Genomic DNA, 25,955 nt, shown 5'->3' on the forward strand with positions numbered 1-25,955 from the left:
GCCGTCGGTCGGGCCGGCGGCTCAGCCCTCGGCGGCCTCGGCCAGACGCCCGCCGGAGGCCAGGTCCTCCGGCCGCGGCGAGCTCAGTCTGCGCCGGCGCTCCCGCCAGTCCGGCAGCGCCCGGGTCATGAGGGTCTGGAACCCCGGCCCGTGATCCGCGTGTCTGAGGTGCGCGAGCTCGTGCACGACGACCCCCTCGACGAGTGGGTCGGTGAACCGGGCGAGCTCGAGGCTGATCCGCACCCGTCCGGTCGCCGGTGTGCAGCTGCCCCACCGGGTGTGCATGAGCCGGGGCCGCCACACGGGCTCCGCCACGTCGAGCACGGGCGCCCAGCGGGCGATCATCCCGGGCACCAGAAGCTTCAGTCGCGCGGTCGCCCAGCAGCGCTGCGGGTCGGTCCAGGCGAGCTCGGGCAGCACGGCGGCCCGGGTGCGGCAGCGCGCCCGCTGGCGGTCGATCCAGGCCCGGCGGGCGTGGACGAACGTCCGCAGCCGGTGCTCGTCGACCCCGCGGGGCGCGGTGACCGTGACGCGTCCGTCGGGCAGCACGCGCAGGGTGACCCGGCGCACGGGCCGCACGCGCAGGCCGATCGCCAGATCGTCGAACGTGAGGACGCGCACGTCGCCCCCGCCCGGCCCGTCTGACTCAGCTGCCCCGCCCTGACGGCCTCGACCGCCTCGGCCCTGCCGCGCCATGCCACTGCTCAACCGCTCGTCCGCCACGCAGGCGAGACTACACTGGGCCGGATGCATCCCCTCCGTCGCTACGCCGTGCCGATCTTCCTGCCGGCCGTGCTGTTCTCGACCGCGGAGGGCTGCCTCATGCCCGTGCTGCCCGCCCGGGCCGTGGAACTCGGCGCCGACACCGCGCTGGCCGGGCTCGTCGCGGGGCTGCTGATGATCGGCCAGGTCGTCGGCGATCTGCCGAGCAGCTGGGTGGTCGCGCGAATCGGCGAGCAGCGCACGATGCTCGCCGCGGCGGGCCTCGCGGCCGTGGCGATCGTCGCCGGTGGGGTGCTTCCTGGACTCCCCGGGCTCATGCTCGTCGTGCTCGTCGTCGGCGTGGCCGCCGCCGCGTTCAACCTCGCCCGGCACGCGCTGCTGACCGAGATCGTCCCCGTGCCGTACCGCGCCCGGGCGATGTCGGTGCTCGGCGGCACGCTGCGCGCCGGGCTGTTCCTCGGGCCTTTGCTCGTCGCCCCGGTCGTCGCCCGCTGGGGCACGGTCTCGGCGCTGTGGTGCGCTGGCGCGCTCGCCGTCGTCCTCGTCGCGCTGCTCGTGGTGCTGCCCGATCCGGGCCGCCGGCTCGCACCCGAGGCCGCGGCGCCGCAGCAGCCCGAGCGGATGCCGTTGTGGCGGACGATTCGGGACGCCCGCCGGGTGCTGCTCACGATGGGCGCCGGGATCGCCGCGGTGCAGCTGCTGCGCTCGAGCCGCCAGGTGATCCTGCCGCTGTGGGGCACGCATCTCGGGCTCGATCCGGAGGCGGTCGCGGTGATCATGGGCGTCGCCGGCGGCGTGGACCTCGCGCTGTTCTACGCCTCCGGGCAGATCATGGACCGCTTCGGCCGGCTGTGGGTCGTGCTGCCCACGCTGGTCGGGCTCGCCCTGGCACACCTCGCGCTGCTGCCCGTGCGGGAGGTGTGGGGACTGTTCGCCGTCGGCATGCTCATGTCGATCGCGAACGGGCTGGGCTCCGGCATCGTGATGACGCTCGGCGCCGACCTCGCGCCGCGGGAGAATCCCACGGCGTTCCTCGGCGCGTGGCGACTCGCGGCGGATGCGGGCAGCGCCTGCTCACCCCTGCTGCTGTCGGCGCTCGCGGCGTTGGCCGGCCTCGGCGCCGCCGCGGTCGTTATGGGCGCTCTCGGCCTCGCCGGCGCGTGGACGCTGTGGCGCTGGACGCCGCACTTCCTGCCGCCCGAGTTGTCCGGCCGCGGACGCATCCGCCCCAGGCGGACGCGATGACCGGGATGCGCCGGGCGCCGCGCCCGACGGCCACCGGCAGCGTGCCGATGCCCGCTCGCCGGCCGTCGGATCAGACCTCGAGCCCGCCGAGGGCGTCCGCGACGCCGACAGACACCACTCCGCCGCAGCGCGGACCTGACGAGAGGAACGAGATGACCCAGACTCAGCAGTCCCCCGCCGACGGCGCGCCCCGGCCCGAGACGATCGACGTGGAGCTGTGGCTCGACCCGGTGTGCCCGTGGAGCCGGATCGGCCTGCACAACCTGCTGCAGGCGGCCCACGAGGTGGCGCGCACCACCGGTGCGCCCACCGTGCGCATCGGGCTGCGCAGCTACCAGCTGGACCCGGACGCGGAGCATGACGAGCGTCCGCTGCGCGAGCTCGTCGCCGAGCGCGCGGGCGTCGATCCCGAGATCGCCGACCGCGAGATCGCCCGCACCGCGCAGGCGATGCGGGACGCCGGGCTCGACGAGCGGCTGGCGGACGCCCGACGGGCGAACACGCAGGCCGCCCACGAGCTGCTGCACGCCGCACGCACCCAGCACGCCGAGCAGCGGGTCGCCGAGGGGCTGTTCGACACCCACTTCGTGCAGGGCGCCGACCTCGCCGCCGAGGACGTGCTGCTCGACGTCGCCCGCGCCGCCGGCATGGACGTCGAGGCCACGGCCCTCGAGCTGCGCACCCACGCCCACGCCGGCGCGGTGGCCGCCGACGAGCGGCGTGCGGCCGAGCTCGGCATCACGGCCGTGCCGTTCTGTCTGATCGACGGCCGCTTCGGCGTCTCCGGGGCGCAGCCGGTCGCGGAGTTCCGCGATGTGCTGACGGGCATCGCCACCGGCGTATACTCCTGACTCTGACACGGGGTGCCCGCGACCGCGGGCTGAGATGAGACCCGCCGAACCTGCTCTCGTCAGCACGAGCGAAGGGATGGTCACCGATGAATCGCGCCCACGCGCCCAGAGTCCTCAGCATCGCCGGGACGGATCCGACCGGAGGGGCCGGCATGCACGCCGATCTCAAGGCGATCTCCGCGATGGGCGGCTACGGCATGGCTGTGGTGACCGCGCTCGTCGCGCAGAACACGTGCGGGGTGCGGTCGGTGCACGTGCCGCCCGTGTCGTTCCTGCGCGAGCAGCTCGACGCGGTCTCCGATGACGTCGTCATCGACGCGGTGAAGATCGGGATGCTCGCCGACGCCGACATCATCGCCACGGTGCGCGGCTGGCTCGACAACGTGCGCCCGCCCCTGGTCGTGCTCGACCCGGTCATGGTGGCGACCTCTGGCGACCGGCTGCTCGACGCGTCCGCCGAGGGCGCGCTGCGCGAGCTGTGCCGGGTGGCCGACCTCATCACCCCGAACCTGCCCGAGCTCGCGGTGCTCGCCGAGACGGCCGAGGCGGCCGACTGGCACCAAGCGGTCAGCCAGGCCCGACAGGTGAGCCGTGACCTCGGCACCACCGTGCTGCTCAAGGGCGGGCATCTCACCGGCGCCGACGCCCCGGACGCCCTGGTCGACGCGCGGCCCGACCCGGCCGTCCCCGGCGGGTACGCCGAGGCCCACGCCCCGCGGGTGGCGACCACCTGCACGCACGGCACCGGCTGCACCATCTCGTCCGCGATGGCGACCCGCATCGCCGCGGGCGACACGTGGCCGCAGGCGCTGGAGCGGGTGAAGGCCTGGCTGACACGAGCGCTCACCGCCGCCGCCGACCTCGAGGTCGGGCAGGGTCATGGTCCGGTGGACCACTTCGTCGACCTGCGTGGCTGCATCCGGTAGCTCCGGCAGCCGGTGAGACCACGGCGCCCGGTGCCGCCCGGCATCACCACCTCACTTCACGTGCATCACCCTCACTGTGCACCGGCCTGTCAGAGCCCCGCCCAGGCGCACGGGTGTGCCAGACAGTGAAGGTTCGTGCACCAGGCGTCCCGCACGCCTGGAACGCGAGACGGCCCGCCGTGGACCCTCAGACCACGGTCAGGGTGGGGTCGATGCGGCGCGCCCAGGCGAGCGTGCCGCCGATCACCTGCAGGGCGTCGGCGCGTCCTCGGGCCCGCAGCGCCTCGAGCGCGCGGGCCGAGCGGACGCCGGTGCGGCACACCAGCGCGAGCGGCCCGGCGGGCAGCGCGGCCGATCCGTCGAGCACCCCGGAGAGCGGAACGTTCACCGCGCCGGGGATGTGTCCCGCCGCATGCTCGGCCGGCTCGCGCACGTCGACGACGGTGAGCGCGCGGCGTCCGGCGTCCCGCTCGGCGAGCATCCCCGCGAGCCGCTCGACGGTCACGGCCGCGCCCTGTGCACCGCCCGGGGTGCCGCAGACGACCTCGTAGTCGTCGGCGAGCCGCTCGACCGGTCGCCGGTCGGGGTCGACCGAGACGGCGAGCGTCCGCCAGACGCCCCGCGCAGCGTCGAGCACGAGCAGACGCCCGAGCAGCGGCTCGCCGACGCCGGTGACGAGCTTGACCGCCTCGCCGGCCATGACGGTGCCGATCATGCCGGGCAGGACGCCGAACACGCCGCCGACCGTGCATGACGGCACCGCACCGGGCTCCGGCGGCTCCGGGAACACGTCGCGGTAGGTGGGCCCGTGCCCGGGCCAGAACACGCTCGCCTGCCCGTCGAAGCGCAGGATCGATCCCCACACGACCGGCCGGCCGGTGAGCTCGGCGGCGTCGGCGACGAGGTAACGGGTGGCGAAGTTGTCGGCGCCGTCGATGATCAGGTCGTATCGCGTGAACAGGTCGACGGCGTTGTCCGCGGTGAGCCGCACCGGATACGGCTCGACGCGCACGGTCGGGTTGATGCGGGCGACCGCCTGCGCGGCCGAGTCGACCTTCGGCAGCCCGAGCGTGTCGACGCCGTGCACGATCTGCCGCTGCAGGTTCGACTCCTCGACCACGTCGTCGTCGACGATGCCGAGCACGCCGACGCCGGCCGCGGCGAGGTACTCGATCACGGGCGACCCGAGTCCGCCGGCGCCGATGACGAGCACGCGGGCGGCGCGCAGCCGCCGCTGCCCCGCCTCCCCCACCCCGGGCAGGATCGTCTGTCGGGCGTAGCGGCGCCGGTCGTCATCGGTAAGCGCGGGCAGCCCGCCGGCCTGCTCCGCGGCGAGCGGGATGCGGGTCACAGGTCGGGCCGGCCCTCGACCGGCGACGAGGCGAGGGCGTCCGGGCGCTGCGGGATGCGCCCGCCGAGTCGGGCGAGCCGGCCGGCCTCCACCGCGTGGCGGAAGGCCCGGGCCATCACCGCAGGATGCTCCGCTCGGGTCACGGCACTGGCGAGCAGCACCCCGTCGCAGCCGAGCTCCATCGCCAGGGCCGCGTCGGAGGCGGTGCCGACCCCGGCGTCGAGGATGACCGGCACGGTCGCCTCGGCGACGATCGCCTCGATGTTGTGCGGGTTGAGGATGCCGAGGCCGGTGCCGATCGGGGCGCCGAGCGGCATGATCGCGGCGGCGCCCACCTGACCGAGATGCCGGGCGAGGATGGGGTCGTCATTCGTGTACACCATCACGTGGAAGCCGTCGGCGACGAGCTGCTCGGTCGCGTCGACGAGCTCGAGCCCGTCGGGCATGAGCGTGCGGTCGTCGGCGATGACCTCGAGCTTGACCAGGTCGGTCTCGAGCGCGTCGCGGGCGAGCTGGGCGGTGAGCACGGCCTCGCGCGCGGTGAAGCATCCGGCCGTGTTCGGCAGCACGTCGATGTGGTCGCGCTGCAGGATGTCGAACAGGTTCGGCCCGCTCGACGCGGCGTAGCGGCGCATCGCGACCGTGGTCAGCTCGGTGCCCGAGGCGATAAGCGCCTGCTCGAGGGCGTGAAGGCTCGACGCGCCGCCGGTGCCCATGATGAGCCGGGACGTGTACGCGCGGTCGGCGATGACGAGCCGCTCATCATTGGCCTCGGGCCGCACGCCGGCGGTGACGCCCTCGGCGACCGCGCCACCGGTCGACCCCGTGTGACCGGTGGCCGTCGCGCCGTCGGATGTCCCGGACGCCGGCCGGGCGCTCGTCGAAGCGTGGTCCTGCTCCTCGTTGCTGATCATGTTCAGCCTCCCTGGTTGGCGGTGACGATCTCGACGCGAGCCTGCGGGTGCAGCGGCGTGGCGGCCCAGCGGCCGCGGGGCACGACGGCGTCGTCGAGGGCGGCGGCGACGCCGAGCCGGCTGCCGTCGGCCGGCCGGCCGTCGTCGGCGATGGCACGGCCGGTGATCTCGGCGACGAGGTCGCGCAGCGAGCGGGCCGCGGTCGTGGCGGGCTCGCCGTTGAGGGTGATCGGGATGTCGGGCATCAGTCCTCCTGTGCCTCGGCGTCGACGGCGGAACAGGCATCCCGGGCGGAGCCGGCGGTCTCGACGTCGTCCGTGTCGACGTGTGCGGCGCCGGCACGGGACGATTCGGCGCCGGACGCGACCGCGGCCGTGCTCACGACCCCGGCGGAGAACCGCCAGGGGTCGAACGCCGCCCAGGCGGGATCCGGCTCGAGCCCGTCGACGAGATCGGCGACCACGACCGCGGTCTGCGCGCTGAGCAGGATGCCGTGCCGGTGCGTGCCGGTGTCCGCGAGCAGCCCCGGGGCGACGCGGCCCAGGATCGGCGCGTTGTCCGGGGTGCCCGGCCGGGCCCGCGCGGTGGCCTCGACGAGCTCCAGGTCGTCGACGGCCGGCAGCAGTTCGTGGGCGTCGCGCAGCAGCTGCAGCACCCCGCCGGCGAGCACCGCGGGGCGGCCGTCCTCGCGCTCGGTGGCGCCGATGACGACCGTGCCGTCCTCACGGGGCACGATGTACACGCTGCGCCCGTGGACGAGCCCGCGGATCGTCCGCGTCACCAGCGGCCGCAGCCGCTCGGGTGTGCGCAGTCGGAGCACGTCGCCGTAGACGGGCCGGATCGGCCACACGAGCCCCTCCGGCAGCCCTTCGAGCTCGGGGCTGTCGAGCCCGTTGGCCACGACGACCTCGTCGGCGAGGATGCGCTGGCCGGTCGGATCGGCCGCCTCGGCGGGCAGTGGCGCGTCGGCCACGACCTCGGTGCCCGGCCAGGCGGGCTGCTCGTCAAACGCATGAGTGACCGGCCGGTGCTCGCCGTCGGTGGTCGTCAACGTCACGCCGACGACCCGGTCGCCCTCCCAGACGAGCGACCCGACCCGTTCGGGCACGATGTGCACGTCGTCGCACACCTCCAGTGCCGACAGGTACGCCCCGGCCAGGCGGCGCGGGGTGATCTGGTGGTCGTCGCGGGCGAGGAACGCCCCGGAGATGCCGGGCCCGAGCAGCGGCTCGAGCCGGCGCGCCTGCCGCGGGGTGAGGTCTTCGACGTCGAGGCCGAGCTCGGCCTGCCGACGCTGCAGGGCGCGCAGGTGGTCGCGATCGGCGGAGTCGGCGGTGGCGACGATCGTGGTGGTGTCGCGGAACCCGGTGCCGGCCCGGGTGGCCTCGGCGAGCTCGGCGACGATATCAGGGTAGCGGCGCGCGGCCGGCACCGACAGCGCGAGCAGATGCTCCTCCTCGAAGACGTACTCGCTCACCGCGGCGAGCATGCCGGCCGCGGCGTGCGTGGCGCCGGAGGCCGGGGCCGGGTCGATGATGGTGACACGGTGACCGCGCCGGTGCAGCCGCCAGGCCGCGGCCAGCCCGACCACGCCGGCGCCGATGACGATGATGTGCTTGCTCACGTGCTCCTGCTCGCTTCCCCGCGTGGCGTCCGCCCGGGGGGCGCGTCCGGTGACGGACGGCCAGCCCCTCGGCGTCGACGCACGCGCTCGCACCTGAAGTGTAGCCGCGCCGTCCGACGCGGGCACCCCTCGGGCGCGTCAGGCGGCATGCCCGCTCACATGTCCGGCGGCGCCGGCACGCGGTCTCGCGGCAGGACGCGTCCGCCGACCTGTCGCCGCCGGGCCCTAGGCTGGTGGGCATGATCGATCGCACGACCACCCCATCCGTCACCGGCCCCGCCGCCCCCGGCGAGCCGCCCGCCCGCACCCGCGCGTGGCGGCTCGAGCGGCTGCGCCGGGCCCGCCTGTACCTGTGCACGGACGCCCGGCTCGGCACCGGCGACTTCGCCGACTTTGTGGAGGCCGCCTACCGCGGTGGCGTCGACGTCATCCAGCTGCGCGACAAGCATCTCGACGCCGGCGACGAGCTCGAGTACTTCGAGATCCTCGCCTCCGCCGCCCGGCGCTGGGGCCGACTGTTCGCCGCGAACGACCGGGCCGACGTGGCCACGCTCGCCGGCGTCGACATCCTACATGTCGGCCAGCGCGACCTGTCCATCCCGGACGCGCGCCGGCTGCTGCCGAGGGGCACGCTCGTGGGGCTCTCCACCCACTCCCGCGTGCAGGCCGAGCACGCCCGGCTCGCCGACACCGACTACTACTGCATCGGCCCGGTGTGGCGCACGCCGACGAAGCCCGGCCGGGCCGCCGTGACCCTCGACGCCGTCCGCCAGGTGCGCTCGCAGCAGGATGCGAAGCCCTGGTTCGCGATCGGCGGGGTGAACCTCGACACGGTCGACCAGGTCGTCGCGGCGGGGGCCCGCCGCATCGTCGTGGTGCGGGCGATCACGCAGGCGGAGGATCCCGAGGAGGCCGCGCGGGCGCTGCTGGACCGGCTGCCCCCGCTCGCGGAGCCCGACGCCGAGTCGTGAGTGGCCCTCTTCCCAGTGGCGGCGCACACCGGCCGTGTCCCAGCCCGTGAGATAATGGCCCTCGGCCGACGCGAGTCGCACCAGTCACATCCTTCGATCGCAAGAAAGCGGTGACCATGTCATCAGTGTTCGACGCCCAGTACGAGCGCTTCTCCACGGGCGCGGGCTTCCTGGCCGCGCTCGACCAGTCCGGGGGCAGCACGCCGAAGGCGCTGCGTCTCTACGGTGTGCCCGAGAGCGCCTATCACACCGAGGATGAGATGTTCGATCTCATCCACCAGATGCGCACGCGGATCATCACGAGCCCGGCGTTCACCGCTGAGCGCATCCTCGGCGCGATCCTGTTCGAGCAGACGGTCGACCGCGAGATCAAGGGCCTGCCGAGCGCCCGGTACCTGTGGGACGAGCTCGGCATCGTGCCGTTCCTCAAGATCGACAAGGGGCTCGCCGAGCTGAAGGACGGCGTGCAGATCATGAAGCCGATCCCGCCGCTTGCCGAGGAGCTCGACAAGGCGAACGCGAACGAGGTGTTCGGCACCAAGGAGCGCTCGCTGATCAAGCAGGCGAACGAGTCGGGCATCATCGCGGTCGTCGACCAGCAGTTCGAGCTGGCCGACAAGGTCATGGACGCCGGTCTGGTGCCGATCGTCGAGCCCGAGGTCGACATCACCGCGCCGGACAAGGCCGAGTCGGAGGCGATCCTGCGCGAGCAGATCCTCGCCCACCTCGACGCCCTGCCCGAGGGTCGCGACGTCGCCCTGAAGCTCTCGCTGCCCAGCGAGGACGACTTCTACGCCCCGCTGGTCGCCCACGACCGGGTCGTGCGCGTCGTCGCGCTCTCCGGCGGCTACTCGCGCGACGAGGCGAACGCCCGGCTGGCCCGCAACCACGGGATCATCGCCAGCTTCAGCCGCGCGCTGACCGAGGGCCTCACCGCCCAGCAGAGCGACGCCGAGTTCAACGCGACACTGGAGGCGTCGATCGCGTCCATCCACGCCGCCTCCATCGCCCCCGAGCAGGCCTGAGGCGCGTCATGCCGCATGCCAGTCGAGGGCGCGGATCGGCCACCCCGGCCATCCGCGCCCTCGATCGCATCGGGGTGCCCTACCGGCTGCTCGGGTTCGACCACGACCCGGCCGTGACCGACTTCGGCGACGAGGCCGTCGCACGCCTGCCGCTGCCGGCGCCACAGGTGCTGAAGACCCTGGTCGTCGAGACGGACGCGCGGGACGTGCCCCTCGCCGTGGGCGTCGTGAGCGTCGCCGGCCGGCTCGATCTGAAGGCCCTCGCCCATGCCCTCGGCTGCAAGCGGTGTCGGATGGCCGCCCCAGCGGTCGCCGAGCGACGCACCGGGTACGTCGTCGGCGGCATCAGCCCGCTCGGGCAGCGCACCCGGCTGCCGATCGTGATCGACGACGGCGTGCTCGCGCAGCCGTTGGTGGTCGTCTCCGGTGGACGGCGGGGCCTCGACGTCGAGCTTGCCCCGGCGGATCTCGTGCGGGCCACGGGCGCCCGCACCGCCCCGATCGAGCGGGACTGATCCCACCGATCGGTGCTGTTCCACCGGGCGGCGGGCGGCGCTGTTCCACCGGGCGGCGCCGGCCCACTTGGTCAGCGCCCGGCGACCCCGTCGGCTCCCTGCTCGGGGTCACGGTCGGCTCGTCGCCGGGTGCCGAGCTCGCCGTCCACCTGGTCGGCGACCTCGGTGTGCCGGGCCGTGCTGGGTGACTCGTCCTGCCACAGCTGCTCGAGGTCGGCGTCATGCGCGGCGTCGCGGCGGGCGGCCGCCGCACGGGCGCGGTTATGCTGGTCATCTCGTCGAGCGTTCATGCCCTGAGCCTACGAGACGCCCCGGCGCATGTCATCGTGAGAAGGGCAGGATATATGTCAGGATCTCGGTGGAACACCCCTCCCCCGGAGTGGCTGCCGTTGACGAGCCCGGCCGACGGAGTGCGACTCATGGCCCGTCGCTTCCCCGCCCGCCGAGAGCCGGAGCGTCCGCCCGTCATCCTGCTGCACGGCACCGCGCAGAGCCAGGCCATGTGGCGGGGCCTCGGCTGGGTCGACGCCCTGCGCGACGGCGCCGACGTGTGGACGGTCGATCTGCGGGGACACGGTCGCAGCGACCGGCCACACGACCCAGCGGCCTACGCGATGGACCGCTTCGTCGCCGACGCCCTCACCGTCGCGGACGCGACGGGCGCGCCCGCCGCCTCGATCATCGGATTCTCTCTGGGGGGACGAGTCGCGTTCTCCGCCGTGACCGCGCACCCAGAGCGGTTCACGACGATGGTGAGCCTCGCCGGCTCCCCCGTCAATCGTGCCGGGGCGTTCGACCGGGTGTTCTTCCCGGGCATCGCCCGCTCGTTGGCCGCAGGCGACATGGACGCGACGCTGCACGAGTGGGAACGGCGCCGGGGCCGGCCGATCCCGCCTGCGGACCGAGCCGTGCTGGCCGCGAACGATCCGCGCGCACTCGCCGCGTACATGGTCGCCGAGGACGCTGACCTCGGGGTTCCCTTCCATGCCTTGACCGGCCTGCACCTGCCGGTGCTGCTGTTGGTCGGCGACCGGGACGCCGAGCGCGAGCGAGCTGCCCAGCTCAGCGCCGCCTACATCCCGCGTGCCCGACTGCGCATCATCCCAGGCGCTGGGCACGGCGGACTGCTGCGCAGCACGGAAGCGCGTCGGGCCTCGACCTGCTTCCTCGCCGAGCCCCGGCCAGCGCGCGGGCTGGCCCATGGGTGATCCGGTGGGCTCGTCCGCGCGCCCCACCCATGGCGACAGGCCATGGACGCCACCGCGGCCGACTCGTAGACTGGCAGGCGTGAGTGACGCGATGGCGCAGCGAGAGCGAACCCCTGATGATCGAGGCGGGGCGGGCACCGCACTGGCACGCGAGCGCTTCACCGACACCGGCGCGATCGACGTGGTGCGCGTCGACCCGGCGATCGCCGCCTCATGGGAGCGCTGCCGGGAGGCGAGTCTCGGCTCCGCGCCGGTCCTGCCGCCGGCCGTGGCCGATGTGCCCACCGACTCGCCGCTCGCCCGGCATGGGGATGAGGCGCTGCAGCGGCTCGCCGGGGATCTCAGCGAGGTGAGCGCCGGTGTCGTCGTCGCCGATGCCTCCGGGGTGATCCTCTCATCGGCCTTCTGCGACATCCACGGGCGGGACTCGCTCGCCGCGATCAACATGCTGCCTGGGTACTCGTTCGACGAGCGCGCGGTGGGCACGAACGGCGTCGGAACGACGCTCGCCACGGGTCGCCCGACGGCGGTGATCGGTCCCGAGCACCTCAACGAGGTGTTCCAGGGGTACACATGCGTGGGGCTGCCGCTGCGACATCCGATCGACGGATCGCTCATCGGCGTGGTGGAGATGACCACGAGCGCGACCAACGACGTGCAGGCGGCGATGCTGATGCGGCACGCGCTGACCGGCGCCAAGCGCTCGATCGAGCACGGGCTGCTGCACGAGGCGACGACCACGCGGCATCCGCTGCTGCAGCTGTTCCGCGATCGGGAGTCGCTCGCGACCGGCCCCGTGCTCGCCTATGCCGACGACTTCGAGATCTGCAACACGTGGGCGACGTTGACCCTCGATGTCGAGGATCGCGCGATGCTGCAGCGCACCGCGCAGCGGATGATCGCCGAGCACAGTGCCGAGCGCCGGCAGGTCCGGCTGCACACGGGGGCGGAGTGCATCGTGAAGCCCACGCTGGTGCTCTCATCGGGACTCGCCCAGGACGGGCTGCTGCTGGAGCTCGAGTTCATCGGCAGTGCGCGCTCGTACCGCGTGCACGCGCCCGGGCAGGCGACCACCATGCGGCTCGGCGAGAACTATCGGCGGTTCGCAGACGTCCAGCTGCTGGACGGACGCTCGCCGCTGTGGCTGCAGACCCGCACGGATCTCGGCGCGGCGCTGCGGCGTCGGGAGTCGGTGCTCGCCGTGGGCGAGACCGGCACCGGCAAGACCTCGGCGATCGACGAGATCTTCCACCAGATCGAGCCCGAGGGCAGCAGCACGATCGTCGAGCCGGAGGACCTCAACCGGCGGGTGCGGCGTGGCCGCGGTTTCTCCCAGCTGCTCGCCGGACGGCCCGACCTGCTGATCCTGCGCAACATCCACACGCTGCCGCAGGGGACCGTGACGGCGCTGTCGCAGTTCCTGGTGACCCGTTCGGCCGATGTACGGGTCGCCGCGACCTACAACCCGTCGCACATGACGGATCGCACGCCCGCGTCCTCACTGCTGCCGTTCTTCCAGCACACGACGACGATCCCGCCGCTGCGCCGCCGCCCCGATGACATCCCGGGCATCGTCCGGCAGTTCCTGCGGGTGCTCGCCGGCGACGAGCGCCCGTTGCAGGTCGCCCCGGAGGCGATGGAGGCGCTCAGCCAGGCCAGCTGGCCGGGCAACCTGAAGCAGCTGCACGACGTCCTGGCCGACCTGCACCACAGCCTCGCCCCCGGGGCGGTCGTGCGGCGATCGGACATCCCGCGGTTCGCGAGCCTGAGCGATCTGCTCGTGCTGACCGAGATGGAGTCGATCGAGCGGGATGCGATCGTGCAGACCCTGTACGAGTGCGACCGCAACAAATCGCACACCGCCGCCCAGCTCGGCATCTCCCGCTCCTCGCTGTACCGAAAGATGCGCGCCTACGGGCTCGAGGACCTCTGACCACGGCGAGCGAACGACCCGCGCGCGGACGCCCCTCCCGGGGGCGATCCGCGGCAGGCGGGCGACCGGCTGATGGCCGGCCCGCCGCCGGACGGCTCAGAGTTCGGGCAGCGCGCAGACCGCGCCGAAGTCACCGGTGAGGTCGACGGGCGGCAAGGGCTCGGGCCGGGCAGCCCCGGCGTCCACCTCGGCCTTCGTCGGCGCAGACGGGAGCGCGGCGTTCTGCTCGTCGGTGAAGATCCTCGCCCGGGAGAGGAACACGTACCCCTCGGGGCCCTCGAGTGAGAACCCGCCCATGGCCATGCCCTCGGTGACGTCGATCACCACCTGGGAGTGTTCCCAGGCGGCGAACTGCGTGGCGGAGATCCACACCGGGGTGCCCTCGACATCCTCCGGGGATCCGTCGAGCACGACGCCGAGCAGCCGGTCGAGCGGCGAGACGATGTAGGAGCCCTCGGCGAAGCAGGAGGGGCCGGAGCCCTCGCAGCATCCGCCGGACTGGTGGAAGATGACCCGTCCGTGCTTCTGGCGGAGGGTGTGCAGCACACGGGCCGCCGCGGTCGTGATGACCGCACGGGAGTGCAGCGCCCGCTGCAGCGTGGTGGTCTCGGTCGTGGTCTGCTGGTCGTCACTCATGTCGTCCTCCGCGTCATGCGGCCGCTGGCCGCCTGGCGTCGCATCGTGGTGATGGGCGCCGTGTCGTGTCGCGCTCGAGGCCGCCGCGGCATCCCGAAGCCTGCTGAGGGGGAAGCGGATGGCCTGACGCGTGCGATCCGTGTCGTGCCCCGGCCCGGTCGGATCGGTTCCGGCCCGGATGCGTGGCGGGGCGTCGACCAATGCCCGACGCCCCGCGCTGGATGACTCACCTCAACGGCGACCGGTCAGGGCTCGCGCCCCGCCCGGCGCTCGAGCGGCTCAGAAGAGGCCCTGGGGCTTCTCGCTGTAGGAGACGAGCAGGTTCTTCACCTGCTGGTAGGCGTCGAGGACCATCTTGTGGGTCTCACGGCCGATGCCCGACTCCTTGTACCCGCCGAACGCAGCGCCCGCCGGGTAGTTGTGGTAGGTGTTGGTCCACACACGGCCGGCCTGGATGGCCCGGCCCGCCTTGTAGGTGGTGCGCCAGTTCCGGCTCCACACGCCCGATCCCAACCCGTAGAGCGTGTCGTTGGCGATGGACATGGCGTCGTCGAAGTCCTTGAAGGTGGTCAGGGCCAGCACCGGGCCGAAGATCTCCTCCTGGAAGATCCGCATCTTGTTGTTGCCCTTGAAGACCGTCGGCTGGATGTAGTAGCCGCCGGCGAGATCGCCGTCGAGGTGGGCGACGTCACCGCCGGTGAGCACCTCCGCGCCCTCTTGCCGACCGATCTCGAGATAGCTCTTGATCTTCTTCATCTGGGCCTCGCTCGCCTGGGCGCCGACCTGGGTGTCGGTGTCGAGCGGGTTGCCCTGGACGGACTGCTCGACGCGGGCGATCGCATCCGGGATGAACGTGTCGGCGATCGACTCCTGCACGAGCGCGCGGGACGGGCAGGTGCAGATCTCGCCCTGGTTGAGCTGGAAGAGCGCGAAGCCCTCGAGCGCCTTGTCGTAAAAGTCGTCCTTCTTGTCGGCGACGTCCTCGAAGAAGACGTTCGGGCTCTTGCCGCCGAGCTCGAGAGTGGCCGGAATGATGAGGTTCGCGGCCTGCTGGGCGATGAACCGGCCGGTCGTGGTCGATCCGGTGAAGGCGATCTTGCGGATGCGCGGGCTGGAGGTCAGTGCGGCGCCGGCCTCAGCGCCGAAGCCGTTGACGATGTTCAGCACGCCGGCGGGCAGGAGGTCCTCGATGGCCTTGATGAGCTCGAGGATCGACACCGGGGTCGACTCGGCGGGCTTGAGCACGATGGTGTTGCCGGCGGCGAGGGCCGGGGCGATCTTCCACGCGGCCATCAGGATCGGGAAGTTCCAGGGAATGATCTGGCCAACGACGCCCAGAGGCTCCTTGAAGTGGTAGGCGACCATGTCGGAGTCGATCTCGTTCGTGCCGGTCTCCTGGGCGCGGATCGCTGCGGCGAAGTAGCGGAAGTGATCGGCGGCGAGCGGGATGTCGGCCGCGAGGGTCTCGCGGACGGGCTTGCCGTTGTCCCAGGTCTCGGCGACGGCGATCTTCTCGAGGTTCGCGTCGATGCGATCCCCGATCTTCCAGAGGATGTCGGCACGCTCGGTGGCGGACTTCGCGCTCCACTTCGGGAACGCGGCCCAGGCAGCGTCGAGGGCCTTCTCGATGTCGGCGGCCTTGCCACGGGCGACGCGGGTGAACACCTGGCCGGTGACCGGGGTGACGTTCTCGAAGTACTCCCCGTCGGCGGGGGCGACCCACTCGCCGCCGATGTAGTTGTCGTAGGAGTCCTGGAACGTGATCAGGCTGCCCTCGGTGCCGGGCTGTGCGTAAACCGTCATGTGGTTCCCTCATTCCTTCTCTGACCGGGGATCTCGCCCGGTCGTCCAGACGGCCGGTCCCGGCCGCCGCTGCTCATTCTGGGCGGTCGCGAGGGGCACGGCAACGGACGTATACGATGCCGCGCGCGGACGTGTCAGAGTGGCACAGCCCGACGTCGACCGGCCCCGACTTCTCCGACAGCCGTCCGAGAGGAATGGTGCGGCCCGACCAAGCCGGTGGGCGGCCGGCGACGCGGACGGCGGTCATCGATGTGCCCGCGTGGTTCCCCGCCCGATGGTGCGCCGACGTTCTCCGTCAAGGGCGGCCCGGGACACGACGAGGGCGCTCCCCGGCGGATGTCCGGGTGGAGCGCCCTCGTGCGGGATCGCGACGGGTCAGTCGGCGATGCCGTCGATGATCGCGTTGAACGTCGCCGACGGCCGCATGGCCGCCGTCGCCTTCGCGTCATCCGGACGGTAGTAGCCGCCCAGGTCGACGGGGCTGCCCTGCACGGCCAGCAGCTCGTCGGTGATTGTCTGCTCACCGTCGGCCAGGGCCTTCGCCACCGGGGCGAAACGGGCCGCCAGCTCGGCGTCCTCCGTCTGCGCGGCCAGCGCCTCGGCCCAGTAACGGGCGACCCAGTAGTGGCTGCCGCGATCGTCGATCTCGCCGGCCTTGCGTGAGGGCGAGCGATCCTCGTCCAGGTAGCGCTCGGTCGCCTGGTCGAGGGCGTCGCCGATCACGCGCACCCGATCGTCACCGGTGGCCCGGGCGTGGAAGCGCAGGCTCTCGGCGATCGCGAGGTACTCACCGAGGCTGTCCCAGCGCAGGTGATCCTCGGCGAGGAACTGCTGGACATGCTTCGGGGCCGAGCCGCCCGAGCCGGTCTCGAACAGGCCGCCGCCGGCGAGCAGTGGGACGATCGAGAGCGTCTTCGCGCTCGTGCCGACCTCGAGGATCGGGAACAGATCGGTCAGGAAATCGCGCAGCACGTTGCCAGTGGCCGAGATGGTGTCCTGCCCGGCACGGAAGCGGCGCAGCGTGTGCTTCGTCGCCTCGATCGGCGAGAGGATCCGGATGTCGAGCCCGTCGGTGTCATGCTCCGGCAGGTACGCGCGCACCTTCTCGGCCACCGCGCGGTCGTGGGCGCGCTCGTCGTCGAGCCAGAAGACGACCGGGGTGTCGGACAGACGGGAACGGGTCACGGCAAGCTTCACCCAGTCGCGCACCGCCTCGTCCTTGGTCTGGCAGGCGCGCCAGATGTCACCGGCCTCGACCTGGTGCTCGAGGAGCACGTTCCCGGTCTGATCGACGACCTGGACGGTGCCGGGACGGTCGATGATGAACGTCTTGTCGTGGCTGCCGTACTCTTCGGCCTTCTTCGCCATCAGGCCGACGTTGGGGACGGTCCCGACGGTGGTCGGGTCGAACTTGCCGTTGGCCTTCGCATCCTCGATGGTCGCTGCGTACACGCCCGCGTAGGAGCTGTCGGGGATGACGGCGAGGGTGTCGCCCTCGGCGCCGGTCATGTCCCACAGCCGCCCGCCGTTGCGGATGAGCGCGGGCATCGAGGCGTCGATGATCACGTCACTGGGCACGTGCAGGTTGCTGATGCCTTTGTCGGAGTTGACGGCCGACAGGCGCGGTCCCTGCTCGTAGCCGTGCTGGATCGCCTCGCGCACGCCCTCGCGGAGGTCCTCCGGCAGGGTGTCGATGCCGGCGATGATGCTGCCGAGTCCGTTGTTCGCGCTGAGGCCAGCGGCCTCGAGCTGGTCGCCATAGCGGTCGAACAGCTCGTGGAAGTACACGCGGACGGCGTGGCCGAAGAGGACGGGGTCGGAGACCTTCATCATCGTGGCCTTCAGATGCACAGAGAGGATGACCCCGTCGCGGCGGGCCTGCTCGACCTGATCGGCGAGGAACGCGTCGAGGGCGCGCGCACTCATGAACGTGCCGTCGATGATCTCGCCGGCGAGCACGGGCAGCTCGGGCTTGAGCACGGTCGTGGTGCCGTCGTCGCCGACGAGGCGGAACTGCAGGGTGTCGTCGTGATCCATGACGACCGACTTCTCGTTGTGGCGGAAGTCGTGGTCGTCGAGCGTGCCGACGCGGGTCTTCGAGTCGTGCGACCACTCGGCGACGCTGTGCGGGTGCCTGCGCGCGTAGTTCTTCACGGCCGCGGGCACGCGCCGGTCGGAGTTGCCCTCGCGGAGCACCGGGTTGACGGCGGAGCCCTTGATGCGGTCGTAGACGGCGCGCACGGCGCGCTGCTCGTCATCCTCGGGCTCGTCCGGGTAGTCCGGGATCGCGTAGCCCAGGCCCTGCAGCTCGGCGACGGCGGCCTTGAGCTGCGGCACGGACGCGGAGATGTTCGGCAGCTTCAGGATGTTCGCCTCGGGCGTCTTCGCCAGCGCGCCGAGCTGGGCGAGAGCGTCCTCGGTCTGCTGGTCGGCGGGCAGACGGTCGCGGAAGGCGGCGAGGATGCGGCCGGCGAGGGAGATGTCCTTCGTCTCGACCTCGACACCGGCCGGCGAGGTGAAGGCCCGCAGGATCGGCAGGAACGAGTAGGTGGCGAGCAGCGGAGCCTCGTCAGTGTGCGTGTAGATGATCTTCGCCATGGATGGACTGTCTCCCTTGATCAGGTTCGAGGGGTCTTCCGTCAGGCGGAAGACCCATGGAACTTCCGTCCGCCAGCTTATCGGATCGGGCCGCTCCGCCCCGCTCCCCCGGCCCCGCTTCGCCGATGCCTGTCCGAGAAGTCGATCACCCGAGCGGGCACCCGCCCGTGCGGCCGCTGGTCAAGGGGATGCTGGGAGCACTCGCCCCGCACATCTCGCCCGTCCGTGGGACCCGCCCGAGCAGCCGCCGCCCTGAGCGACCGTCTGCGCCACGCCGGGTGGATCAGTCGATCGTGCCGTACAGCCGGTCGCCGGCGTCGCCGAGGCCGGGCACGATGTAGCTGCGGTCATTGAGCCCCTCGTCCACCGCGCCGACGACGACGGTGACATCGCGGTCGGCGAAGTGCTCGCGCACGGCCTCGAGCCCCTGGGGTGCCGCGAGGATGCAGATCGCGGTGACGCGCTGCGCCCCGCGCTCGAACAGGTAGTCGATCGCCCCGATGATCGACCCGCCGGTGGCGAGCATCGGGTCGAGCACGAAGCACAGCCGGTCGCTGAGCTCCTCCGGCAGCCGCTTCGCGTACGTGGTCGGCTGCAGCGTCTGCTCGTCGCGGACCATGCCGAGGAACCCGACCTCGGCGGTGGGCAGCAGCCGGGTCATGCCCTCGAGCATCCCGAGGCCGGCCCGCAGGATCGGCACGACGAGCGGCAGCGGTTCGCTCAGCCGCACCCCGGTGGTGCTCGCGACGGGCGTGGTCACCGGGACAGACTCGACGGCCACGTCGCGGGTGCCCTCGTAGGCGAGCAGGGTCATGAGCTCCTCGACCAGCTGGCGGAACACCGGCTGTGGGGTGTTCTCGTCGCGCAGGATGGTGAGCTTGTGCTTGATGAGGGGATGTTCCGGGGTGATCAGACGCATGAGAGCAGCGTACTCGCCCGCCGGGCCCGGTCAGTCCGCGGACGCCGCCGGGCGGCCGGTCTGTGCGTCCGGGACGGGTGCCCCCGGGTTCGTCTCCCGGCCGCTGCGCAGCCGGGTGATCCCGGTCATCAGGTGGTAGACGGCGATCGCGGCGAAGGTGCCGAGCGCGATGCCGCCGAAGACGAGGTCGCCGGCCTGCCAGGTGAAGTCGGCGATCGCGATGATCAGGGCGACGCCGGCGGTGGTGAGGTTGATCGCGTTCGAGAAGTCGACCCGGTTCTCGACCCAGATGCGCACGCCGAGGATGCCGATCATGCCGTACAGTACGACCCCGGCCCCACCGAGCACACCGACGGGCACGGTGGAGATCGCCGCGCCGAAGCGGGGGCTGAGGCTCAGCAGCACCGCGACGATGCCGGCCACCCAGTAGGCGGCGGTGGAGAACACGCGGGTCGAGGCCATCACGCCGATGTTCTCGGCGTAGGTGGTCGTGCCCGAGCCGCCGCCGAACCCGGCGAGAGTGGTGGCGAGGCCGTCGCCCATGAGCGCCCGGCCGATGTTCTCGTCGAGATCACGGCCGACCATGAGCCCGACGGAACGCACATGGCCGATGTTCTCGGCGATGAGCACGAAGATCACCGGGATGAACAGCCCGGCCAGTGAGAGGTGGAACGTCGGGGTCTGCAGGTGCGGCAGGCCGATCCAGGCGGCCTGCTCGACGGCGGTGAAGTCCACCTCGCCGCGGAGGACGGCGACGGCGTAGCCGATGGCCACACCGAAGAGGATCGACAGCCGGCCGAGGAAGCCACGGAAGACGACGCCCCAGACGATGATCGCGCCGAGCGTGACCAGGGCGGTCACCGGCGCCTGCATGAAGTTCGCCTTCGCGCTCGGGGCGAGGTTCAGGCCGATCAGAGCGACGATCGCCCCCATGACGACCGGCGGCATGAGCACCTCGATCCAGCGCACCCCGACCCACTGCACGACGAGGCCGACGAGGAACAGTGCGACGCCGGCCATCACGACCCCGCCGAGCGCACCGGCATAGCCGTACTCGCTCTGCGCCGCGGCGATCGGGGCGATGAACGCGAAGCTCGAGCCCAGGTAGCTCGGGATGCGGTTGCGGGTGAGGAGCAGGAAGAGGATCGTGCCCACGCCGGAGAACAGCAGCGTCGTCGCCGGCGGGAAGCCGGTCAGCAGCGGCACGAGGAACGTGGACCCGAACATGGCGACCACGTGCTGGGCGCCGATGCCGATCGTGCGCGGCCAGGTGAGCCGCTCGTCCGGGGCGACCGCCTCCCCCGGTGCGATGTGCGCCCCGTCGCCGTGCAGTCGCCAGTCGAACATGCCCCGGGCCATGTCGTCTCCTCACCCTCGCCGCGTCGCGCGCCGGCCGGTGCGCCGGGAGCGAGTGTAGACCGGGCAGCTCACCCGGCCACGGCGCCGCGCCCGGCGGGCCGGGACCGGCGGATAGACTCGGGGCATGCTCGAACCGGATCCGCAGCCCGCGCCGCCCGGGCCGCTGCGCATCCAGCTCGACCGGGTGCGCGAGCGGTTCGCGCCGACCGTGAGCGCCCGGGCCGCGCTCACCGCGCACCGCGAGGTGCAGCTGTTCCTGTCCGACCGCCACGATCTGGTGCTGGCCACGGCCGGACTGGGCGAGGATGACATCCTGCGCACGGGGCTGCCGGATGCGGCGCAGGCCCGGGCTGCCGCGTCCGCCGCTCCCGCCGGCCCGGTGTTCTCGTACTGGAGCGCCCCGGACGGCCACGTGCCCCCGCTGGTGCGCGCATGTCTTGACCGGCTGCGCGCGCTGCATCCGGACGCCGTGGTGCTCACCCCGGCGAGCGTCCCCGACTGGGTGACGCTGCCCGGCGCCGTGGTCGACCGGCTGCGGGAGCGGCCCGCCCACTATGCCGATTTCCTGCGCCTGAGCCTGCTGGAGCGGCACGGCGGGGTGTGGGTGGACGCCACCTGCCTGCTGCTGCGCTCGATCGACGAGGGGCTCGCGGAGGCCGGCCCCCAGCCGGGGCCAAGCCTGCTGATGCCGCGCTGGACCGACCGCGAGATCTCCAACTGGTTCATCGCGGCGACGCCCGGGCACCCGCTGGTGCGGCTGCTGCGCGCGGCGCTCGAGCTGTGGTGGACCGAGATCGGCACCCTGCCCGACTACTTCCTCTTCCACCGCATGTTCGCCGGGCTGCTCGCCGAGTACCCACAGGCGGGGCTGCTGTGGGCGGGGACGCCGTGGCTCGGCAGCGCCCCGGCGCACCTGCTGCAGATGGTCATGTTCCGTCCGTACGACTCGGACCTCGTCGCCGCGGCCTCCCGGCTCTCGTTCGCCCAGAAGCTCAGCCACAAGTTCGATGCGGACACCGTGCCACCGGACAGCCTGCTGGCGCGCCTGCTCGCCGGGCGCCTGTTCGAGGGCTGAGCGGCCGGGCCCGTGATAGCGTGACGCGCGATGACTGTCCAGCCGCTGGCCCGCGTCCAGATCGCCGACATCGCCCTCGACCTGTTCCTCGCCCGGGGATATGACGCCGTCAGCGCCGCCGACATCGCCCGTGCCGCCGGGGTGTCACGCAGCACGTTCTTCCGCCAGTTCGGTGCGAAGGAGGACGTTATCTTCGCCGACCACGACGAGACGGTCGCCGCCCTTGAGGCGCATCTGGCCGAGCGGGCGCGGACCGGGTCAACGGACGCCTGGGACGACGTGGTCTCCGGCGCCATGCTCGTGCTCGACCGATTCCTCGACCGCCTCGACAGCATCCGCCGCCGTGACGACGTCGTGCGGCGCACGCCGGCGCTGCGGGACCGGGAGATCGTCACCATCACCCGCTACGACCGGGCCTTCGACCGGCATCTGCGCGCCCGGCTGCCGGCGGTCTCCCCCATCCGCACCGTGCAGTTCGCCGACGCGGTTGCGGCGACCCACAACGCCGTGCTGCGTCGGGTGCTGCGCGACGGGCTCGGCCCGGCGGATGCGCGAGACCGGCTCGCCCGGGAGCTCGCCGACCTGCGCGCCCGGCTCGTCGACGGGGACGCGGGCGCCGGCGAGTCCGTGGTCGTCGCGTTCCGGTCAAGCCTGCCGCTGGCCGAGCTGGATCGCCGGCTGCGCAAGCTCGGCGACCCGGATCGTATCTGATACACCGTCCCATTCGACATGAGACGCCGTCTCATGTCACGATGGCGCCATCCGCCGACCGGGGCACACCGTCGTGCCGCGATCGGGATGCCGTGTCAGATCGAAGGAGACGACGATGTCCCAGCCCCAGACCATCCCACAGCCGCAGCCTCAGCAGACGACGCAGGCGCCGGAGTCTCAGACACCGCCCCAGCCGGGACCCCGGCCCGGGGCCGAGGCCGCCCCGGCCCTCGCGTTCGAGACGACCGTCGTCGAGCATCGCGGCCACCGGATCGCCCGCGTGCTGCTGCGCCCGGCATCCGGCCTCGTCGTCTGGTCGCCGGAGGCGCTCGCCGCGCTGGCCGACTGGACGCGCGACGTCGACACGAGCGGCGTCGACGCCATCGCGTTCGCCGCGGCCGGTCGAGTGTTCGGCGCCGGGGCGGATCTCTCCGGCTTCCGCGACATCGCCGAACGGGACGCCGCCCGCGAGGCCGCGGCGGCCGGGTACCGGGCGCTCGCCGGGGTGAGCGCGCTGCCCGTGCCGACCTTCGCCCTGATCGGCGGGGCGGCCCTCGGCGGCGGCCTCGAGTTCGCGCTGCGCTGCGACCGGCGCATCGCCCGGGCGGACGTCGAGGGGCTCGGCCTGCCCGAGGTCGGGCTCGGCCTGGTGCCCGGCTGGGGCGGCATCCCCGCGGCGGTCGCGGTGATCGGCCCTGAGGCCACCGGCCGGCTCGCCGTCCTCGACGCGCTCTCCGGACGCGGCGTCGACGCGACCACGGCACGGACGATCGGCCTGGTCGACGACCTGGTCGACGACCTCGACGGCGTCGAGACGCTCGACCGCATCGTCGACGCGCTCGAGGCCGCCCCGGTGCGCCTGGAGCCCGAGGGCGCCGGCGAGGCGTGGACGCCGGACGCGCTGCTCGCCCGCGTGCGCCGGCGCATCCCCACGCCCCCGCCCGCGGTGGATCGGGCCGTGGCTCTCATCGCGCAGGCCGCCCGTCACCCCGACCCGGCGTTCCGGTCGGCGCAGGCCCGCATCGCGCAGGCCGGAACGCCCCAGCCGCTCGAGGCCGAGACGATCGACGCGTTCGTCGACCTGCTCATGACCGACGAGAGCCGGGCGGCCATTCACGCGTTCTTCGCCCTGCAGCAGGCCCGCCGGCGGGCGCGCCCTTCCGGGGCGCAGCGGCGCGTCGACGCCGTCGGCGTGATGGGCGGCGGCCTCATGGCCACGCAGCTGGCGGTGCTGTTCGCGACCCGGCTCGAGGTGCCGGTGCGCGTCGTCGAGCTCGACGCCGACCGGGTCGAGCAGGCCCGCGCGCGGATCGCGGGGCTCCTCGACCGGGCCGAGGCACACGGCGACCTCGACGCCGCCGCCCGGGAGCGGATCGCAGGGCTGCTGACCGTGCACGCCGACGTCACCGCCGTTCACGGCGCCGACGTGGTCATCGAGGCCGTCTACGAGGATCTCGACGTCAAGCGCGCCATGTGGGCCGAGGTGGAGCCGCACGTCGCCGACGACGCGCTGCTGCTGACGAACACGTCCTCGCTGCCGGTCGCCGCGCAGGGCACCGCGCTGCAGCACCCCGAGCGGCTGATCGGCTTCCACTTCTTCAACCCGGTGGCGGTGCTGCCGCTCGTCGAGCTCATCGTGCCGGAGACCGCCGACCGCGGCCTGGCCGACACCGCCCTGGAGCTCGGCCGCCGACTCGGCAAGGCGATCGTGCGCACCGGAGACCGGCCGGGCTTCCTGGTCAACCGGCTGCTCAGCCGCCTGTTCGCCGAGGCACTCGAGCTCGTCGACGCGGGCTGGGACCCCCTGCTCGTCGACCGCTGCCTCGTGCGCGACGGCCTGCCGATGACCATGTTCACCCTGCTCGACCACATCGGCCACCCCGTGCAGCTGCACGTGCTGGAGACGCTGCACGAGGTGTGGCCGGAACGGTTCCCCGTGAGCACGAGCCTGCGCCTGCTCGTCGAGCGCACACCGGCCGGGTCGCGCTCCCGCTGGCTGGACGACTCCGGCCGACTGACCGCGGCGGCGCGCGACGCGATCGCGGTCGCCGTCGCCGAACGGCCCGCCCACGACCCCGCCTGCGACACCGCCGAGGCGGCCCGGCTGCACATCCTGCGCGGCGTCGCCGACGAGGCGGCGCTGATGCTCGCCGACGGCACCGTCACCGAGCCGGGCGACATCGACGCGGCGATGATCCTCGGGGCGAACCATCCCCGACACAACGGCGGCCTGCTGCCCCTGCTCGACCGCTCCGGGGCGAGCCGCCGCGCGCCGCGCGGGCGAGAGCTGCTGCCCGACGGCGAGGCGAACGTCCCCGGCGATCGGCACGACGACCTGCCGGCGCTGGCGGCCTACGACGTGCTGCGCCCACTCGACCTCGACTTCTACGGGGTGTTCGACGACGTGCCGGCGGAGGACCGTTCCTGGCACGAGCGGGCCCGCCGCTTCACAGACTCGATCGCCGACGAGGTCGACACCGCCTGGGACCATGCGGAGTACCCGCTCGTCTGGGCCCGCCGGCTCGGCGCGCTCGACCTGCTCACCGACGGGGTGACCGGCCCGGGGCTCACTCCGATGTCGCCGCTGGCGGCCGGGCTCGTCGGCATGGAGATGCACCGCTGCGACGGGTCGGTCGGCACGGTCGTCGCCGTGCAGGGCGGGCTGGCCCTGCGCTCGATCGCGATGTTCGGCAGCCCGGAGCAGCAGCGCGAGTGGCTCGTCCCCCTCGCCCGCGGCGAGCGGCTAGGCGCGTTCGCGCTGACCGAGCCCGAGCACGGCTCCGACGCGGTCGCGCTGACCACGACCGCCCGCCGCGACGGCGATGGCTGGGTGATCACCGGCCGCAAGAAGTGGATCGGCAATGGCTCGGTCGGCGACGTGACCGTCACCTGGGCCCGCGACGAGGAGGGCCGCGTGCGCGGGTTCCTCGTGCCGCAGACCGCGCCGGGCTACATCGCCGAGACGATCCGCGGCAAGGGGTCGCTGCGGTCGATCCATCAGGCGCTCATCACCTACGACCACGTGCGCCTGCCCGCCGACGCGGTGCTGCCCGGGGCCCGGTCGTTCAAGGACACGGCGCGCGTGCTCGCCGCGACCCGGCTCGGCATCGCCTGGGCTGCGGTCGGCCACGCGCAGGCGGTCACGGAGATCGCCGTGCAGTACGCCCGGCAGCGCCACCAGTTCGGTCGGGCGATCGGCGACACACAGCTCGTCCAGGAACGCCTGGCCGAGATGCTGTCGATCCTCACCAGCCTGCAGCTGCACGTGCGCACACTCGCCGAGCGGGACGCGGCGGGCACGATGCGCCCCGAGCAGGCGTCGCTGGCGAAGGTGACCGCCACACGCGGGGCCCGGCGGATCGCCCAGCTGGGCCGGGACATGCTCGGCGGAAACGGCATCCTGCTCGAGTACGGGGTGATGCGGCACTTCGCCGACATCGAGGCACTGCACACCTACGAGGGTACCGAGAGCGTCCAGTCGCTCATCGTCGGCCGCGACCTCACCGGGCACAGCGCCTTCAGCGGACACTGAGCACGGCAGGAGGTGGCGAGGCCCTGAACGAGGGCG

At 72.8% G+C, this 25,955-nt stretch carries 22 protein-coding genes, 1 pseudogene and 1 riboswitch; of the genes and pseudogenes, 12 read left to right on the forward strand and 11 right to left on the reverse strand.

All coding sequences use genetic code 11. From position 1 onward, the window contains the following. Window positions 1-21: 21 nt before the first annotated feature. Window positions 22-621 (reverse strand): M48 family metallopeptidase, encoded by a 600-nt coding sequence (locus F8O02_RS07135; protein ID WP_179416323.1) that lies wholly within the window; start codon window positions 619-621, stop codon window positions 22-24. Between the two features lie 126 nt (window positions 622-747). On the opposite strand from F8O02_RS07135, the gene F8O02_RS07140 reads away from it, so the two are divergent. The 3 genes from F8O02_RS07140 to thiD all read left to right on the forward strand — a co-directional run bounded on the left by F8O02_RS07140 (window position 748) and on the right by thiD (window position 3,745). Beyond that, a complete protein-coding gene (locus F8O02_RS07140) occupies window positions 748-1,968 on the forward strand; it encodes an MFS transporter (RefSeq protein WP_158036564.1) in 1,221 nt (406 codons plus the stop codon). 152 nt (window positions 1,969-2,120) lie between these two features. Then, a complete protein-coding gene (locus tag F8O02_RS07145; RefSeq protein WP_179416324.1) occupies window positions 2,121-2,819 on the forward strand; it encodes a DsbA family oxidoreductase in 699 nt (232 codons plus the stop codon). Beyond that, a riboswitch (TPP riboswitch) is annotated at window positions 2,818-2,914 on the forward strand. Its footprint overlaps the gene before it by 2 nt. Further along, window positions 2,906-3,745, forward strand: a complete 840-nt coding sequence (thiD, locus tag F8O02_RS07150; RefSeq protein WP_158036566.1) for a bifunctional hydroxymethylpyrimidine kinase/phosphomethylpyrimidine kinase — start codon at window positions 2,906-2,908, stop codon at window positions 3,743-3,745. Its footprint overlaps the riboswitch before it by 9 nt. A gap of 187 nt (window positions 3,746-3,932) precedes the next feature. On the opposite strand, the gene F8O02_RS07155 is transcribed toward thiD, so the two are convergent. From F8O02_RS07155 to F8O02_RS07170, 4 genes are all read right to left on the reverse strand, one after another. Then, complete coding sequence (locus F8O02_RS07155) at window positions 3,933-5,096, reverse strand: ThiF family adenylyltransferase (RefSeq protein WP_225734201.1); 1,164 nt, start codon at window positions 5,094-5,096, stop codon at window positions 3,933-3,935. Next, on the reverse strand, window positions 5,093-5,812 hold the full coding sequence (locus F8O02_RS07160) for a thiazole synthase (RefSeq protein WP_233448779.1): 720 nt from the start codon (window positions 5,810-5,812) through the stop codon (window positions 5,093-5,095). The genes F8O02_RS07155 and F8O02_RS07160 overlap by 4 nt, the downstream gene beginning before the upstream one ends. Window positions 5,813-6,012: 200 nt before the next feature. Beyond that, window positions 6,013-6,255 (reverse strand): sulfur carrier protein ThiS, encoded by a 243-nt coding sequence (thiS, locus tag F8O02_RS07165; RefSeq protein ID WP_158036568.1) that lies wholly within the window; start codon window positions 6,253-6,255, stop codon window positions 6,013-6,015. After that, window positions 6,255-7,760, reverse strand: coding sequence for an FAD-dependent oxidoreductase (locus tag F8O02_RS07170; RefSeq protein WP_325065437.1), 1,506 nt, complete (start codon window positions 7,758-7,760; stop codon window positions 6,255-6,257). Before F8O02_RS07170 ends, thiS begins: the two co-directional genes overlap by 1 nt. 113 nt (window positions 7,761-7,873) lie before the next feature. On the opposite strand from F8O02_RS07170, the gene thiE reads away from it, so the two are divergent. The 3 genes from thiE to F8O02_RS07185 all read left to right on the forward strand — a co-directional run bounded on the left by thiE (window position 7,874) and on the right by F8O02_RS07185 (window position 10,145). Next, on the forward strand, window positions 7,874-8,605 hold the full coding sequence (thiE, locus tag F8O02_RS07175; RefSeq protein WP_158036569.1) for a thiamine phosphate synthase: 732 nt from the start codon (window positions 7,874-7,876) through the stop codon (window positions 8,603-8,605). Window positions 8,606-8,721: 116 nt separating this feature from the next. Continuing rightward, window positions 8,722-9,630, forward strand: a complete 909-nt coding sequence (locus F8O02_RS07180; RefSeq protein WP_158036623.1) for a fructose bisphosphate aldolase — start codon at window positions 8,722-8,724, stop codon at window positions 9,628-9,630. A gap of 8 nt (window positions 9,631-9,638) precedes the next feature. Then, on the forward strand, window positions 9,639-10,145 hold the full coding sequence (locus tag F8O02_RS07185; RefSeq protein ID WP_158036570.1) for an aminoacyl-tRNA deacylase: 507 nt from the start codon (window positions 9,639-9,641) through the stop codon (window positions 10,143-10,145). 71 nt (window positions 10,146-10,216) lie between these two features. Here F8O02_RS07185 and F8O02_RS07190 read toward each other — a convergent pair whose 3' ends face one another. Next, a complete protein-coding gene (locus F8O02_RS07190) occupies window positions 10,217-10,435 on the reverse strand; it encodes a hypothetical protein (protein ID WP_158036571.1) in 219 nt (72 codons plus the stop codon). 129 nt (window positions 10,436-10,564) lie between these two features. Here F8O02_RS07190 and F8O02_RS07195 point away from each other — a divergent pair, with 129 nt between their 5' ends. Both F8O02_RS07195 and F8O02_RS07200 read left to right on the forward strand, forming a co-directional pair. Then, window positions 10,565-11,353 carry an alpha/beta fold hydrolase gene (locus tag F8O02_RS07195; protein ID WP_225734203.1) on the forward strand — a complete coding sequence of 263 codons (789 nt, stop codon included), beginning with the start codon at window positions 10,565-10,567 and terminating at the stop codon, window positions 11,351-11,353. A 79-nt stretch (window positions 11,354-11,432) separates the two neighbouring features. Then, entirely contained in the window at window positions 11,433-13,286 is a 1,854-nt protein-coding gene (locus F8O02_RS07200; protein ID WP_179416326.1) for a sigma-54-dependent Fis family transcriptional regulator, read from the forward strand. 96 nt (window positions 13,287-13,382) lie between these two features. Here F8O02_RS07200 and F8O02_RS07205 read toward each other — a convergent pair whose 3' ends face one another. The 5 genes from F8O02_RS07205 to F8O02_RS07225 form a co-directional block, all read right to left on the reverse strand. Further along, window positions 13,383-13,922, reverse strand: a complete 540-nt coding sequence (locus F8O02_RS07205) for a DUF779 domain-containing protein (protein WP_158036574.1) — start codon at window positions 13,920-13,922, stop codon at window positions 13,383-13,385. 279 nt (window positions 13,923-14,201) lie between these two features. After that, entirely contained in the window at window positions 14,202-15,725 is a 1,524-nt protein-coding gene (exaC, locus tag F8O02_RS07210; RefSeq protein ID WP_158036575.1) for an acetaldehyde dehydrogenase ExaC, read from the reverse strand. Window positions 15,726-16,100: 375 nt separating this feature from the next. Next, window positions 16,101-18,323, reverse strand: coding sequence for an NADP-dependent isocitrate dehydrogenase (locus F8O02_RS07215; protein ID WP_158036576.1), 2,223 nt, complete (start codon window positions 18,321-18,323; stop codon window positions 16,101-16,103). A gap of 283 nt (window positions 18,324-18,606) precedes the next feature. After that, window positions 18,607-19,242 (reverse strand): uracil phosphoribosyltransferase, encoded by a 636-nt coding sequence (gene upp / locus F8O02_RS07220; protein ID WP_158036577.1) that lies wholly within the window; start codon window positions 19,240-19,242, stop codon window positions 18,607-18,609. Window positions 19,243-19,272: 30 nt separating this feature from the next. After that, the gene (locus F8O02_RS07225) at window positions 19,273-20,601 is read right to left on the reverse strand and encodes a uracil-xanthine permease family protein (RefSeq protein ID WP_158036578.1); all 1,329 of its coding nucleotides are present in this window, start codon (window positions 20,599-20,601) and stop codon (window positions 19,273-19,275) included. 124 nt (window positions 20,602-20,725) lie between these two features. Here F8O02_RS07225 and F8O02_RS07230 point away from each other — a divergent pair, with 124 nt between their 5' ends. The 4 genes and pseudogenes from F8O02_RS07230 to F8O02_RS09240 all read left to right on the forward strand — a co-directional run bounded on the left by F8O02_RS07230 (window position 20,726) and on the right by F8O02_RS09240 (window position 25,919). Beyond that, window positions 20,726-21,676 carry a capsular polysaccharide synthesis protein gene (locus F8O02_RS07230; protein ID WP_158036579.1) on the forward strand — a complete coding sequence of 317 codons (951 nt, stop codon included), beginning with the start codon at window positions 20,726-20,728 and terminating at the stop codon, window positions 21,674-21,676. 30 nt (window positions 21,677-21,706) lie between these two features. Next, entirely contained in the window at window positions 21,707-22,387 is a 681-nt protein-coding gene (locus F8O02_RS07235) for a TetR/AcrR family transcriptional regulator (RefSeq protein WP_158036580.1), read from the forward strand. 115 nt (window positions 22,388-22,502) lie between these two features. Next, window positions 22,503-24,341, forward strand: a pseudogene (locus F8O02_RS09355) (3-hydroxyacyl-CoA dehydrogenase NAD-binding domain-containing protein); the annotation flags it as partial. A 381-nt stretch (window positions 24,342-24,722) separates the two neighbouring features. Next, window positions 24,723-25,919, forward strand: coding sequence for an acyl-CoA dehydrogenase family protein (locus F8O02_RS09240; RefSeq protein ID WP_225734210.1), 1,197 nt, complete (start codon window positions 24,723-24,725; stop codon window positions 25,917-25,919). Window positions 25,920-25,955: the final 36 nt, after the last annotated feature.

This window comes from Pseudoclavibacter caeni (assembly GCF_008831125.1).
Taxonomy (GTDB): Bacteria; Actinomycetota; Actinomycetes; order Actinomycetales; family Microbacteriaceae; genus Pseudoclavibacter_A; species Pseudoclavibacter_A caeni.

Coding starts and splice junctions, on each gene's coding strand:
- F8O02_RS07140 (WP_158036564.1), top strand. CDS start 748: ATGCATCCCCTCCGTCGCTACGCCGTGCCGATCTTCCTGCCGGCCGTG.
- F8O02_RS07145 (WP_179416324.1), top strand. CDS start 2,121: ATGACCCAGACTCAGCAGTCCCCCGCCGACGGCGCGCCCCGGCCCGAG.
- thiD (WP_158036566.1), top strand. CDS start 2,906: ATGAATCGCGCCCACGCGCCCAGAGTCCTCAGCATCGCCGGGACGGAT.
- F8O02_RS07160 (WP_233448779.1), bottom strand. CDS start 5,812: ATGGGCACCGGCGGCGCGTCGAGCCTTCACGCCCTCGAGCAGGCGCTT.
- thiS (WP_158036568.1), bottom strand. CDS start 6,255: ATGCCCGACATCCCGATCACCCTCAACGGCGAGCCCGCCACGACCGCG.
- thiE (WP_158036569.1), top strand. CDS start 7,874: ATGATCGATCGCACGACCACCCCATCCGTCACCGGCCCCGCCGCCCCC.
- F8O02_RS07180 (WP_158036623.1), top strand. CDS start 8,722: ATGTCATCAGTGTTCGACGCCCAGTACGAGCGCTTCTCCACGGGCGCG.
- F8O02_RS07185 (WP_158036570.1), top strand. CDS start 9,639: ATGCCGCATGCCAGTCGAGGGCGCGGATCGGCCACCCCGGCCATCCGC.
- F8O02_RS07190 (WP_158036571.1), bottom strand. CDS start 10,435: ATGAACGCTCGACGAGATGACCAGCATAACCGCGCCCGTGCGGCGGCC.
- F8O02_RS07195 (WP_225734203.1), top strand. CDS start 10,565: ATGGCCCGTCGCTTCCCCGCCCGCCGAGAGCCGGAGCGTCCGCCCGTC.
- F8O02_RS07205 (WP_158036574.1), bottom strand. CDS start 13,922: ATGAGTGACGACCAGCAGACCACGACCGAGACCACCACGCTGCAGCGG.
- exaC (WP_158036575.1), bottom strand. CDS start 15,725: ATGACGGTTTACGCACAGCCCGGCACCGAGGGCAGCCTGATCACGTTC.
- F8O02_RS07215 (WP_158036576.1), bottom strand. CDS start 18,323: ATGGCGAAGATCATCTACACGCACACTGACGAGGCTCCGCTGCTCGCC.
- upp (WP_158036577.1), bottom strand. CDS start 19,242: ATGCGTCTGATCACCCCGGAACATCCCCTCATCAAGCACAAGCTCACC.
- F8O02_RS07225 (WP_158036578.1), bottom strand. CDS start 20,601: ATGGCCCGGGGCATGTTCGACTGGCGACTGCACGGCGACGGGGCGCAC.
- F8O02_RS07230 (WP_158036579.1), top strand. CDS start 20,726: ATGCTCGAACCGGATCCGCAGCCCGCGCCGCCCGGGCCGCTGCGCATC.
- F8O02_RS07235 (WP_158036580.1), top strand. CDS start 21,707: ATGACTGTCCAGCCGCTGGCCCGCGTCCAGATCGCCGACATCGCCCTC.